The organism is Azospirillum melinis, assembly GCF_013340935.1.
Classification (GTDB): domain Bacteria; phylum Pseudomonadota; class Alphaproteobacteria; order Azospirillales; family Azospirillaceae; genus Azospirillum; species Azospirillum melinis.
Map to the genome: position 1 here is coordinate 48965 of NZ_WHOS01000016.1, position 11774 is coordinate 60738.

14 protein-coding genes are annotated in these 11774 nt (G+C 67.1%); 6 read left to right on the plus strand and 8 right to left on the minus strand.

The features are described 5' to 3' along the window. Positions 1–22: 22 nt before the first annotated feature. Both GBZ48_RS36265 and GBZ48_RS14335 read right to left on the minus strand, forming a co-directional pair. Positions 23–310 carry a DUF2849 domain-containing protein gene (locus tag GBZ48_RS36265; RefSeq protein ID WP_109491023.1) on the minus strand — a complete coding sequence of 96 codons (288 nt, stop codon included), beginning with the start codon at positions 308–310 and terminating at the stop codon, positions 23–25. A 140-nt stretch (positions 311–450) separates the two neighbouring features. Beyond that, positions 451–1008, minus strand: a complete 558-nt coding sequence (locus tag GBZ48_RS14335) for a precorrin-2 dehydrogenase/sirohydrochlorin ferrochelatase family protein (RefSeq protein ID WP_174471647.1) — start codon at positions 1006–1008, stop codon at positions 451–453. 281 nt (positions 1009–1289) lie between these two features. On the opposite strand from GBZ48_RS14335, the gene GBZ48_RS14340 reads away from it, so the two are divergent. The 4 genes from GBZ48_RS14340 to GBZ48_RS14355 all read left to right on the plus strand — a co-directional run bounded on the left by GBZ48_RS14340 (position 1290) and on the right by GBZ48_RS14355 (position 6432). Further along, positions 1290–1976, plus strand: coding sequence for a phosphoadenylyl-sulfate reductase (locus GBZ48_RS14340; protein WP_425485994.1), 687 nt, complete (start codon positions 1290–1292; stop codon positions 1974–1976). After that, complete coding sequence (gene cysD, locus GBZ48_RS14345) at positions 1973–2770, plus strand: sulfate adenylyltransferase subunit CysD (protein WP_149268357.1); 798 nt, start codon at positions 1973–1975, stop codon at positions 2768–2770. The genes GBZ48_RS14340 and cysD overlap by 4 nt, the downstream gene beginning before the upstream one ends. A gap of 1 nt (position 2771) precedes the next feature. Next, on the plus strand, positions 2772–4640 hold the full coding sequence (gene cysC / locus GBZ48_RS14350) for an adenylyl-sulfate kinase (protein WP_174471649.1): 1869 nt from the start codon (positions 2772–2774) through the stop codon (positions 4638–4640). Positions 4641–4809: 169 nt separating this feature from the next. After that, positions 4810–6432 carry an ABC-F family ATP-binding cassette domain-containing protein gene (locus GBZ48_RS14355; protein ID WP_174471650.1) on the plus strand — a complete coding sequence of 541 codons (1623 nt, stop codon included), beginning with the start codon at positions 4810–4812 and terminating at the stop codon, positions 6430–6432. A 25-nt stretch (positions 6433–6457) separates the two neighbouring features. Here the strand turns inward: GBZ48_RS14355 and GBZ48_RS14360 are convergent, their stop codons facing one another. Further along, positions 6458–7192 (minus strand): Crp/Fnr family transcriptional regulator, encoded by a 735-nt coding sequence (locus GBZ48_RS14360; RefSeq protein WP_174471651.1) that lies wholly within the window; start codon positions 7190–7192, stop codon positions 6458–6460. A gap of 147 nt (positions 7193–7339) precedes the next feature. Between GBZ48_RS14360 and GBZ48_RS14365 the strand changes: the two genes are divergently transcribed. Together GBZ48_RS14365 and GBZ48_RS14370 are read left to right on the plus strand one after the other, a co-directional pair. After that, a complete protein-coding gene (locus GBZ48_RS14365) occupies positions 7340–7534 on the plus strand; it encodes a hypothetical protein (protein ID WP_174471652.1) in 195 nt (64 codons plus the stop codon). Positions 7535–7666: 132 nt separating this feature from the next. Further along, entirely contained in the window at positions 7667–8746 is a 1080-nt protein-coding gene (locus GBZ48_RS14370; RefSeq protein ID WP_174471653.1) for an NAD(P)H-dependent flavin oxidoreductase, read from the plus strand. Positions 8747–8768: 22 nt separating this feature from the next. Here GBZ48_RS14370 and GBZ48_RS14375 read toward each other — a convergent pair whose 3' ends face one another. The 5 genes from GBZ48_RS14375 to GBZ48_RS14395 all read right to left on the minus strand — a co-directional run bounded on the left by GBZ48_RS14375 (position 8769) and on the right by GBZ48_RS14395 (position 11746). Continuing rightward, on the minus strand, positions 8769–9797 hold the full coding sequence (locus tag GBZ48_RS14375; RefSeq protein WP_174471654.1) for a diguanylate cyclase: 1029 nt from the start codon (positions 9795–9797) through the stop codon (positions 8769–8771). 120 nt (positions 9798–9917) lie between these two features. Then, entirely contained in the window at positions 9918–10454 is a 537-nt protein-coding gene (locus tag GBZ48_RS14380; protein WP_174471655.1) for a pentapeptide repeat-containing protein, read from the minus strand. A gap of 65 nt (positions 10455–10519) precedes the next feature. Further along, positions 10520–11023, minus strand: coding sequence for a thioesterase family protein (locus GBZ48_RS14385; protein ID WP_174471656.1), 504 nt, complete (start codon positions 11021–11023; stop codon positions 10520–10522). Continuing rightward, on the minus strand, positions 11020–11424 hold the full coding sequence (locus tag GBZ48_RS14390; RefSeq protein WP_174471657.1) for a HEPN domain-containing protein: 405 nt from the start codon (positions 11422–11424) through the stop codon (positions 11020–11022). The genes GBZ48_RS14385 and GBZ48_RS14390 overlap by 4 nt, the downstream gene beginning before the upstream one ends. After that, a complete protein-coding gene (locus tag GBZ48_RS14395; RefSeq protein ID WP_174471658.1) occupies positions 11414–11746 on the minus strand; it encodes a nucleotidyltransferase domain-containing protein in 333 nt (110 codons plus the stop codon). Before GBZ48_RS14395 ends, GBZ48_RS14390 begins: the two co-directional genes overlap by 11 nt. Between the last annotated feature and the right edge of the window lie 28 nt (positions 11747–11774).

Here is an 11774-nt window from a genome sequence, read left to right on the forward strand (position 1 = left end):
GTTCATTCACTCGAACAGCCACTCAGGCGGCCTGCTTGCCCAGATCCAGACGGACGGTCGGGCCGGCGGTGCGGATGCGCTCGCGCATCGTCGCCGGGACCGGGACGCCGTCTTCCTCCACCACCTCGAAGGCGTAGATGTCGACGCCGAACTGCTCGCGCTCCGCCGTCGCCTTGGCGTCGGCCAGCACGGCATCCGCCTCGGAGCGCTGGAACAGCGCAGCCTCGGCGAAGGACTCGACCCACCGGCCGCCCTCGCCCAGGAACACGACTTCCCCGTCGCGCAGGCGGTTGGCGGTGATGGCTTTCATCGATCCTTCCTTCGATCGATCCTTGGCCGACATCTGGCTCTCCTGGCTGGTCGTTCTCGAACGCGTTTGGTGTCTTAACCCGAACCGTCGGCGGTCCGGCAGTGAATTCGCCATCGACAGGTTCTGCGGGAGGCTGGCCGTTACGGCAGCCACTTCTCCCGGTCGATCAGTTCGCGGCTTTCGCGGGCGACCTCCGACATCGACGCCCCTTCCGCCCGGCGGCGGTTGCGAAGCTCGGCGATGGTGCGCAGCCGCTCCGCCCAGTCCTCCGGGAACAGGGCCTCCAGCCGCTGGCGCAGCAGGCTGGCGAGCGTCGGGCTGCGGCCGCCGGTGGAGACCGTCATCACCAGATCGCCACGCCGCACCACGGAGGGCGAGTGGAAATCGCACAAGGGGATGACGTCCTCGACATTTACCAGCACCCGGCGCTGCCGCGCCAGCTCCGCCAGCGCCGTCTCGGTCTCCGCCCCCAGCCCCATCACATACAGCACGCCGACCCTGTCGAGATCGGATGCCTCCGGCAGAGCCCGCACCAGACGGTCGCCGGCGAGAGCCGCCAATTCCCCATCCGGTTCCGGTGAAAAGACCTGTGGATCCGCCCCGCCCTCGCGAAGCTGCGACAGACGGCGCACCGCGAGCGGGCCGGCGCCGGCCAGCGCAATCGCCACCCGCGCCGGGTCGAGCGCCAGCGGAATCATGCCCGCCCCACCGAAACGGGCGAAATCGGGCTGGCGACTGCGGCGCCTATGACCGGGATCCTGTGCATGGCGGTATTTAGCCCGGCCGCCGCATGACAATCAACATATTTCACACAATGATTTGCAATGCAGCACAAACCTATTAAACAAGTAGAGAATGTATTTAAGTTGCACGGGTTTTCCGCCGGTGTTAATGTGCAAACACAGTCATTAAACCTACATAATTAGTAGACTTAAAAGGCCACCGCGAAAGGCAGCCAACGATGGACGCGGAAACACGGGTGAAGCATCTGACCGACAGCCACGGCACGCTGGAAGGCGCACCGCTGCTGGCCGCCATGCATGAGCTGTTCGGCGGGCGGATCGCGTTGATGTCGTCCTTCGGGGCCGAGTCCGCGGTGCTGCTGGCGCTGGCCGCCGAGGCGACGCCGGATTTCCCGGTTCTGTTTGTGAATACCGGCAAGCTGTTCGGCGAGACCCTGCGCTACCGCGACGAGCTGGTGAAGCGGCTGGGCCTCAGGGATGTGCGGGAGATCGGACCGACCGCCGACGACCTCGCCGCAGGCGACAAGGACGGCATGCTGTTCACCCGCGATTACGACGCCTGCTGCCATCTGCGCAAGACGGTGCCGCTGGACCGTGCGCTCGCCACCGCCGGGCTGGAGGCCTGGGTGACGGGACGCAAGCGCTTCCAGTCCTCGACCCGCGCCGCCCTGCCCCTGTTCGAGGCGGAGAACGGCCGCGTGAAGGTCAACCCACTGGCCAACTGGGACAAGGCCCGGCTGGAGGAAGAGTTCACCCGGCGCGACCTGCCGCGCCACCCGCTGGAAGCCGACGGGTACCTGTCCATCGGCTGTTACACCTGCACCGAGCGAGTGGCGCCCGGTGCCGACCCGCGTTCCGGCCGCTGGGCCGGCAGCGCCAAGACCGAATGCGGCATACACACCATGATTGGAACCGCCCGATGAGCGCCGATCTCGACCAGCTCGAAAACCAGAGCATCTATATTCTGCGCGAAGCCTACAACCGCATCGACAAGCTGGCGATGCTCTGGTCGATCGGCAAGGACAGCAACGCGCTGCTGTGGCTCTGCCGCAAGGCGTTCTTCGGCCGCATCCCCTTCCCCGTCGTGCAGCTCGACACCGCCATGGAGCTGCCGGAGGTCTACGAGTTCCGCGACCGCATCACCAAGGAATGGGACCTCGACCTCAAGGTGGAGCAGTGCCCGCCTGAGGAGGAGATGGACCAGACCCTGCCGCCGCTGACCCGTGCCGCCGCGCGCAAGACGGAAGGTCTCAAGAACCTGCTGCGCGACCATGCCTATCAAGGCGTGATGGTCGGCATCCGCCGCGACGAGCAGGCGACCCGCGCCAAGGAGCGCGTGTTCTCGCCGCGCTCGCTGGAAGGCGACTGGGACGTGAAGGACCAGCCGGCGGAATTCTGGGACCATTACAAGACGCGCTTTCCCGAAGGCGTCCATGTCCGCATCCACCCGCTGCTGGCCTGGACCGAGCTGGACATCTGGCGCTATTCCCAGCGCGAGGGGATTCCCATCGTCCCGCTGTACTTCGCCAAGGACGGCAAGCGTTACCGCTCGCTGGGCGAAAAGAACATCACCTTCCCGGTCGACAGCACCGCGTCGACCATCGACGAGATCATCGCCGAGCTTCAGGTGACCCGCGTGCCGGAACGCGCCGGCCGCGCGATGGACAACGAATCCGAAGACAGCTTCGAGCGCCTGCGCAGCGTGGGGTACATGTAAGATGCCGCATTCTCAACTCCGCATCGTCATCGTCGGCCATGTCGACCATGGCAAGTCCACGCTGATCGGCCGCCTGCTGAACGACACCGGCAGCCTGCCGGACGGCAAGGTGGATCAGGTCCGCGAGATGAGCCGCAAGCGCGGCATGCCGTTCGAATGGGCCTTCGTCATGGACGCGCTGCAGGCCGAGCGCGACCAGGGCATCACCATCGACACCACCCAGATCCACTTCAAGACGAAGCAGCGCCCCTACGTCATCATCGACGCCCCGGGCCACACCGAGTTCCTGAAGAACATGGTGACCGGCGCCTCCCAGGCCGACGCCGCATTGCTGGTGATCGACGCCGACGAGGGCGCGCTGGAACAGTCGCGCCGCCACGCCTTCCTGCTGCACCTGCTGGGCGTGCGTCAGGTCGCGGTGGTCGTCAACAAGATGGACAAGGTCGAGTTCTCCAGCCGCCGCTACGAGGTGGTGGCGCAGGAGATCAAGGACTATCTGGCCGAGCTGGGCCTCCAGCCCAAGGCGGTGATCCCGGTGTCCGCCCGCAACGGCGACAACATCGTCACCCGCAGCAAGCAGGCCGACTGGTATCTGGGACCGACGGTGATCGAGCAGCTGGACGCCTTCCGTCCGCAGCAGACCTCGCCCGACCAGCCGCTGCGTTTCCCGCTCCAGGACGTCTACAAGCCGGACGACCGACGCATCCTGGCTGGCCGCATCGAGAGTGGGCGCCTGCGCGTCGGCGACACCCTGCACTTCTCGCCCACCGGCGCCAGCGCCAAGGTGGTCAGCATCGAGGCGTGGAACCATCCGGAGACGGTGCTGTCGGCCCAGGCCGGGCAGAGCATCGGCATCACGCTGGACAAGCGCATCTTCGCGGAGCGCGGCCACATCGCCCACCACCAGTCCGACGCCCCGACCCTGGCCCACCGGCTGAGCGTGCGGCTGTTCTGGCTGGTATCGGACCCGCTGGTGGTCGGCAAGACCTACACGCTGAAGATCGCCACCGCCGAGCACCGGGTGACGGTGGAGCAGGTGACGGCGGTCATCAATGTGGAGGATCTGTCCAGCACCCCCGGCAAGGCGGTCCGCCGCAACGAGGTGGCGGAGGTCGTCCTGCGCTCCCGCTCGCCCATCGCGCTCGATCTGGCGTCGGACCTGCCGCGCACCGGCCGCGGCGCGCTGATCGACGGCAACGACGTGGTCGGCGGCTGCCTGGTGGTCGAGATCGAGGACAGTGCTGCGGCCAACATCACCGAGGTGTCGCACACCGTCTCGCTGGAGGAGCGCGCCCAGGCCAACGGCCACAAGGGCGGCGTCATCTGGCTGACCGGCCTGTCCGGCGCCGGCAAGTCGACGCTGGCGATGGCGCTGGAACGGGCGTTGTTCGACCGCGGCTGGCAGACCTTCGTGCTGGACGGCGACAATGTCCGCAACGGACTGAACGCCGGGCTGGGCTTCTCCGCCGACGACCGGGCGGAGAACATCCGCCGGGTGGCCGAGACGGCCAAGCTGTTCGCCGACGCCGGCATGGTGGTGATCGCCTCGCTGATCTCGCCGCTGAAGGCTGACCGGGCGCGGGCACGGGTGATCGGCGGCGAGCGCTTCCACGAGGTGCATGTCGCCGCCAACCTCGCCACCTGCGAGGAGCGCGACCCGAAGGGCCTCTACAAGAAAGCGCGGGCCGGCGAGATCGCCGAGTTCACCGGCATCTCGGCTCCCTACGAGGCGCCGGACCAGCCCGAACTGGTGATCGACACCGACGCGCTGAGCCGCAGCGAGGCGCTGGCCCAGCTGCTGGACTATGTCGACGAGACCTTGGGCAAGAACAGCCTGAAGTCGGAGAAGGAACTGACCTACGTGATCTGAGGGTCGGCTCCATAGGGTGAAACGACGGGCGCGGGGGAAAGACCGCGCCCGTCGCTTTTTCGGCCGACGCCGTACCTTGCCCCATCAACCCTCCCCCCTCTCCGGATCCTGTGGCATAAGGGGCCGCCATCACGCTTTCGCGCATCACGCCCAAGGACCCCTGCCCCCCATGATCCGCTTCGATAACGTCAGCAAGCAGAACGGCCACCGCATCCTGTTCCTGGAGGCCTCCGCGGCGCTCAATCGTGGGGAGAAGATCGGGCTGGTCGGTCCGAATGGTGCCGGCAAGACTACCCTGTTCCGCATGATCACCGGCGAGGAGCAGCCGGACGGCGGTCAGGTGGCGATCGAAAAGCAGGTCAGCATCGGCTATTTCAACCAGGATGTCGGCGAGATGTCCGGGCGCTCCGCCGTGGCGGAGGTGATGGACGGCGCCGGGCCGGTCAGCGTCGTCGCCGCCGAACTGGCGGAGCTGGAAGCCGCCATGGCCGACCCCGACCGCGCCGACGAGATGGACGCCATCATCGAACGCTACGGCGAGGTCCAGGCCCGCTTCGACGAACTGGGCGGCTATGAGCTGGAAGGCAGGGCGCGCGAGGTGCTGGCGGGCCTCAGCTTCAGCCAGGAGATGATGGACGGCGACGTCGGCGGCCTGTCGGGCGGCTGGAAGATGCGCGTGGCGCTGGCCCGCATCCTGCTGATGCGCCCCGACGCCATGCTGCTTGACGAGCCGAGCAACCATCTGGACATCGAAAGCCTGATCTGGCTGGAAGGTTTCCTCAAGGGCTACGAGGGCGCCCTGCTGATGACCTCGCACGACCGCGAGTTCATGAACCGCATCGTCACCAAGATCATTGAGATCGACGGCGGAACGCTGACCAGCTATTCCGGCGACTACGGCTTCTACGAGAAGCAGCGGGCGCTGAAGGAGAAGCAGCAGGAGGCGCAGTTCGAACGCCAGCAGGCGATGCTGGCGAAGGAGCTGAAGTTCATCGAGCGCTTCAAGGCCCGCGCCTCGCACGCCTCCCAGGTGCAGAGCCGGGTGAAGAAGCTGGACAAGATCGAACGCTTCGAACCGCCCAAGCGCCGTCAGGTCGTGACCTTCGATTTCCCGCCGGCCCCGCGCTCCGGCGACGACGTGGCGGTCCTGAAGAACGTCCACAAGGGCTATGGCAGCCGGTCCATCTATGAAGGGCTGGACCTGACCATCCGCCGCAAGGAGCGCTGGTGCGTCATGGGCGTCAACGGCGCCGGCAAATCGACCCTGCTGAAGCTGATCGCCGGGGCGGCCGAGCCGGACAGCGGCACCGTCACCGTCGGCGGCAGCGTCAAGATGGGCTATTTCTCGCAGCACGCCATGGAGCTGCTGGACGGCGACCAGACCATCTTCGAATCGCTGGAGGCGCATTTCCCGCAGGCCAGCCAGGGCTCGCTGCGGGCGCTGGCCGGCTGCTTCGGCTTCTCCGGCGACGATGTGGAGAAGCGGTGCCGGGTGCTGTCGGGCGGCGAGAAGGCCCGGCTGGTGATGGCGATCATGCTGTTCAACCCGCCCAACTTCCTGGTGCTGGACGAACCCACCAACCACCTGGACCTCGACACCAAGCAGATGCTGATCCAGGCGCTGGCGGCCTATGAGGGCACCATGCTGTTCGTGTCGCACGACCGTCATTTCCTGGCCGCCTTGTCCAACCGCGTGCTGGAGCTGACGCCGGAGGGCATCCACCAGTATGGCGGCGGCTACACCGAGTATGTCGAGCGCACCGGGCAGGAGGCGCCGGGGCTGCACAGCTGACCCGGCGCGGACCGCCGGAGCATCCTCACCCGGGCGAACGGGGCTTGCTGTCGACCAGGGGATAGCTGTCCCCTCCGGGGATGAGACGGCGGAATTCGTCGCGGGTGATCCGGTAGCAGTCGCACGCGACCTCCTCCAGCCCGGCCGGGTCGAGGATCCTGATGTTTCCACGGGTGTAGGCAATCAGGCCGGCACCCTGCAGCAGTCGCGCCGTGACGGTCACGCCGGCCCGCCGGACGCCGAGCATGACGGCCAGATACTCCTGGGTCAGCGGGAACTCGTCGCCGACCCGGTCCCGGCACATCAGCAGCCAGCGGGCGCAGCGTTCCTCGATGCTGTGAAGGCGGTTGCAGGCCGCCGACTGGGCGACCTGATTGAAGTGCGCCTGGGTGAAGCGCAGGAGCTTGGTGCGCAGGCTCTGGCTCTGGTTTGCCGCGCTCCTCAACGCCGCGGCCCGCATCCGCCAGCCGTTGCCGGGAATCTGGATGTCGCAATGGCATGGCATCCGGTCCGCTTCCAGCAGGACCGGGATGCCGACCATCCCTTCGTTGCCGATCGTGCCGACTTCGACGGCGTCGCCGTCGGGCAGGATGTTGATCAGCGAGGCACATCCCCACTCGATGAAATAGGCGTGCGAGATATCCTCGTCAGGCCGGAAAACCGTCATCTTCTGCGGCAGAGTAATCGGCTCGAGATGAGGCCGAACCAAAGCCTCTTCCGCCGGCGAGAGGCTGCGGAGGATGAAGTTGCGACTGTCCATGGCGATGCCCCCGGCTGTACGGCATGCAGCCGATTCCGAGTCCAACAGACGGATCGCCGTCAACGGCATGGCCTCCCCCTATGGCTGATACCGTACAGACCTGGGTTGGATGCTGCCGCTACCCTATGGACATGACCGATAGACAACATGACGGCTTCGGTAATGGACAAGTGGGACTTCGAACAGCTGAAGCGACGGAATCACGACCTCCTGAAGCGGGCACGGGAGGTGGTCGAAGACGCCAGCCGCATCCGCCAGGAGTTCGGGCGCACGGCCACTCCGGCCAACGCCTGGAATGCCCGCATCGTCGGATGGAACAAGGCGGAAGACGATAAGGACTGATACGGTCCAGGTCACCGGCCGATCGCAAGCGACCCATCACCCGGAGTGAATGCCTCCTTCAGAACAAGTCATTGGTCGTGAAGTCCGCTGGGGCGTAGCATCGCCTGCGTTGTCGAGACAGCGGAGGCGGACATGCCCTCTCTCACGGAATCCCTTGAACGGCTGGGGCTGCGGTCGCCGGTGATCCAGGCACCGATGGCGGGAGGCGGCGACACGCCGGCCCTGGTCGCGGCGGTCAACGAGGCCGGCGGGCTGGGCTTCGTCGGCGCCGCCTATCTGACCGGGGAGCAGATCGCCGAGCGGGCGCTCGCCATCCGTCAGCGCACCGCCCTGCCCTTCGGCATCAACCTGTTCGCGCCGACGCCCGCCCCTGGACCGGCTCCGATGATGGCCGAGGCGTTGGCCCGCGTAAGGCCCTTCCATGCCGAACTCGGACTGCCGGAGGCGGAGGAGCCCGCCTACGGCGGCGACACGTTCGACCGGCAGGTCGCCGCCCTGCTGGACAGCGGAGCCGCCTTCTACAGCGTCACCTTCGGGCTGCCGCCGGCCGACAGCGTGGCGGCGGCCAAGGCGCGCGGCATGCGGGTGCTGGGCACCGCGACCACGGTGGCGGAGGCGGTGGCCCTGGAGCGGGCCGGCGTCGATGCGGTGATCGCCCAGGGCAGCGAGGCCGGCGGACATCGCGGCAGCTTCATCGGCGATCCGGCAGCCAATCTGGTCGGCACGATGGCGCTGGTGCCGCAGGTGGCCGATGCGGTGGGCGTGCCGGTGATCGCGTCGGGCGGCATCATGGACGGGCGTGGCATCGCCGCGGCGCTGGCGCTCGGCGCCTGCGCTGTGCAGATGGGCACGGTGTTCCTGACCACCGGGGAGGCCGGCATCCCCGAGGCGCACAAGGCCGCCATCCTGGCGGCGCGCGAGGACCAGACCAGCATCACCCGCGCCTTCTCCGGCCGGCCGGCACGCGGCATCGTCAACCGCTTCATGGAGACGGTGGAGGACCCGCGGGCGCCCGAGGCGGTGCTGCCCTTCCCCTTGCAGAACGCGCTGACCCGCCCGCTGCGCACCGCCGCCGGCAAGGCCGGCCGGGCGGAGTTCCTGTCGCTGTGGGCCGGACAGGGGCTGACGCTGGCGCAGCGGCGACCGGCGGGGGAACTGGTGGCGGATTTGCTGCGCGGGACTGAGGAGGTACGGCGCAGGCTTGCCGTCTGACTGGGTAAACGGGCCGGCCTGCTCAGACGGGCTCGGCCGTCACCCGGTTGCGGCCGCTGCGCTTGGCAGCGTAGAGCGCCTGATCGGCGCGGCGGACCAGCGTCAGGGCCGGTTCGCCGGGGCGGAACTGGGCGACGCCGACCGACAACGCGACGGTGCCGTAATTGGCATTGCGCGCCTTGTTCACGATCTGGCGGCCACCGACGAAGGCCCTCACCTGCTCCGCCAGCTTGGTGGCGTTCTCCAGGCTGGTGCGCGGCAGGATGATCGCGAATTCCTCCCCGCCATAGCGGGTGGCGGTGTCGCGGCCCTTGATGCATTCGGTCAGCATGCGGGCGACCAGCTTCAGCACATGGTCGCCGACCAGATGGCCGTGGGTGTCGTTGAAGCTCTTGAAATGGTCGATGTCGACCATCAGCAGCGACAGCGGCTGCTCGTCGCGCACCGACGCCTCCATCGCCTCCTCCAGCATCAGGTCGAAGGCCTTGCGGTTGCCGATGCCGGTCAGCCCGTCGGTCAGCGCCTCGCGCCGCGCGCTGTCCAGGCTGACCCGCATCTCCGCCAGCTGCTGGCTCGATTCCTGAAGCTGCAGCTGGAGCGCCGTCTGGCGGTCGACGATCTCCTTGGTCTCCGCGGCGATGGCGGCGACCATGGCGCGCAGTTCCAGGAGGCTGAGCGGCTGGTCCAGCTCCTCCCGGAAGCCGGACAGGGTGTTGCCGTAGCGCTCGGTCTCTGACCCGACATTGCCCAGCTGCTCCAATATGCGCCCCAGGGCATAACGGGCTTTGTCGGAGGTTTCACGGATCGCCTGGGCTTCGGCGTCCATGGTGAAGAAGCGCTTGTACAGCTCATCGCACAGCGTCTGCGAGGCGGCCAGCCCATCGCGGCGCGCCAGATCGATGGCGCGGGTCAGGTCCGGGTTGTTGCCGCTGTAATAGACGTACCAAAGCGTGAAGTTCTCCGGGGTGGCCGGCAGCCGGTCGGACAGCATCCGCTCCATGGCCTTCGCGGCAAGGCCGCTGGAACGCTCGAAATCCTCCGCAGTTGCCACGACCGCCGTCCGTCCAAAAATCATTCGGTTTCGAACGGTACGCGGCGCAAGCCCTTACGGCAAGAAGGTTTTTGGGAACAAGACGAGATGTTACAACCGCTCTGGTTGTGCACTATCCGATTAATTGCATTGTCCGACGGAGCTGTCGGCGCAGATATGCTTGCCGTCGGTCCAGCGTGCCCCCGACAGGTCGGCATGGCGCAGGTCGGTGCCGGACAGCTTCGCTCCCGTCAGGTCGGCACGCGCCAGCGACGCCCCCACCATCTTGGCATTGCGCAGGTCGGCCTCGCGGAAGCTGGCGCCGGTCAGGTCGGCGCGGGTGAAATCGGCCTCGATCAGTCGGGCCTTGTCGAAGACCGCGCCGGGGGCGGTGGCGCTGATGAACTTGGCACGGTAACCGTCGGCATCGGTCAGCTTCGCCTCGCCCAGGCTGGCGCGCTGAAAGGTCGCATCGCGCAGCATGGCGCCGCTGAGATCGACACCGGTCAGCGTCTGCCCCTCCAGCGAGCAGCGGCGCCAATTGACCTTCGGCTGCGCCGCCTCGGTGCAATCGGCCAGCGCCGGGCCCACGGAAAGGACGGCCAGCACGGCCGCAGCGGCGGCGAGACTGCCGGAACGGACGCGTAAGCGGAGCGGTGGGACGGGTGCGGTTCTCATCCCTCGATAGATGGGGGCACCGCCGCTCAACTCAACCACCGGGCCGCTGCAAGCAGGGCTTGCGGTTATCCGGCGGTTCGGGAACCGTCCAGCCGGGCAACCGCACGCCCCGCCTGCGGCGGTCGGGGAAGGGCGGTATGGGCAGCCGCCTGTCCGGCCAGCGCCGCCGCGACGGCCGGCGGGAAGGGGCCGGTCTTCCGCGTGCCGAGATCGACGTGCAGCAGCATGAACTCGGCCGTCGCCGCCAGCCAGCCCTCTTCGGCATGCCGCATTTCGTGGAACAGGTGCAGCCGCTTGGCGTCGGCGCCGAGCAGCAGCGATTCGAACCGCAGCGGCGTCCCTTCGGTCACTTCGCGGGCATAGGTCAGGTGGGCATCGACGACGAAGACCGACCGGTTTTCCGCCGTGACATAAGCCTTGCCGATCCCGAAGCGGTCCAGCACGGCGTCCGTCGCATGGTCGAAGGCCAGCAGGTAATAGGCGACGTTCATGTGCCCGTTATAGTCGATCCACTCCGGGCGGACGGTTTCGCGGTGGAGGGCCAGGGGGGCGGGGGCATCGGCGGTCATGGCATTCCAAGAAAGCGGATGATGTCGGTTCGCAGCGTCTCGATCTCCGTCAGCCAACCGGCGACCTCCGAAACCGGCAAGTCCGGGAGAGGATCGTCGAAGATGCCGGCTCCCGGATAACGAGGTGCGCTGATGAAGGTGGTGAGATGAGCCAGAGCGGCGATGCGCAGTGCCATCGGATGCCCGGTTGGAAGCCGGACAACCAGACTATCGATGTCGTGGGACTTCGGCGGCATCGTGCCGGATGCCACGAGCAGGGTCTTGGCGAGCTTTTCGACCGCCTGCTGGCAGTGATAGGCCGCCATTTGAGATTCCGGTTCGGGACCATAGAGGTTGTTGCGGATCGCCTTCATGTCGCGCTCCACAACAGCCAGCCATGCCTGGACTTCCCTACGCTCCATAGACCCTGAGCCCCCAGCGCTTGACCTCGTAACTCAAGGTGCCCACGACGTCCTTGGACGCTTCGTAATTGGTGCGCGTACAAGGAATGATGTCGGCGGGAATGCCGGTGCCGATCTTGGACGCATAGGCATAGCGGATCGACCGCCGTTCTTTCGGCGCATCGTCCGGGACGATCACCAGCAGGTCGTAATCGCTGTCCTCGTCGAAGTCGCCGCGCGCCCGACTGCCGAACAGGTAGACGGCTTCCGGCTCCAGGGCCGGGACGATCCGGTCGAGCAGGATTTGCAGCTTCTCGTCGTTCCGCGTGTCGACCACAGCCATTGGAACCCTCCGCCGCCAATCCTAACAC

Excerpts from the sequence above, each read along its gene's own strand:
- GBZ48_RS14390 (WP_174471657.1), bottom strand. The coding sequence starts at position 11,424 with ATGGAGCGTAGGGAAGTCCAGGCATGGCTGGCTGTTGTGGAGCGCGAC.
- GBZ48_RS14385 (WP_174471656.1), bottom strand. The coding sequence starts at position 11,023 with ATGACCGCCGATGCCCCCGCCCCCCTGGCCCTCCACCGCGAAACCGTC.
- GBZ48_RS14355 (WP_174471650.1), top strand. The coding sequence starts at position 4,810 with ATGATCCGCTTCGATAACGTCAGCAAGCAGAACGGCCACCGCATCCTG.
- GBZ48_RS14365 (WP_174471652.1), top strand. The coding sequence starts at position 7,340 with ATGACGGCTTCGGTAATGGACAAGTGGGACTTCGAACAGCTGAAGCGA.
- GBZ48_RS14360 (WP_174471651.1), bottom strand. The coding sequence starts at position 7,192 with ATGGACAGTCGCAACTTCATCCTCCGCAGCCTCTCGCCGGCGGAAGAG.
- cysD (WP_149268357.1), top strand. The coding sequence starts at position 1,973 with ATGAGCGCCGATCTCGACCAGCTCGAAAACCAGAGCATCTATATTCTG.
- GBZ48_RS14395 (WP_174471658.1), bottom strand. The coding sequence starts at position 11,746 with ATGGCTGTGGTCGACACGCGGAACGACGAGAAGCTGCAAATCCTGCTC.
- GBZ48_RS36265 (WP_109491023.1), bottom strand. The coding sequence starts at position 310 with ATGAAAGCCATCACCGCCAACCGCCTGCGCGACGGGGAAGTCGTGTTC.
- GBZ48_RS14370 (WP_174471653.1), top strand. The coding sequence starts at position 7,667 with ATGCCCTCTCTCACGGAATCCCTTGAACGGCTGGGGCTGCGGTCGCCG.
- cysC (WP_174471649.1), top strand. The coding sequence starts at position 2,772 with ATGCCGCATTCTCAACTCCGCATCGTCATCGTCGGCCATGTCGACCAT.
- GBZ48_RS14380 (WP_174471655.1), bottom strand. The coding sequence starts at position 10,454 with ATGAGAACCGCACCCGTCCCACCGCTCCGCTTACGCGTCCGTTCCGGC.
- GBZ48_RS14335 (WP_174471647.1), bottom strand. The coding sequence starts at position 1,008 with ATGATTCCGCTGGCGCTCGACCCGGCGCGGGTGGCGATTGCGCTGGCC.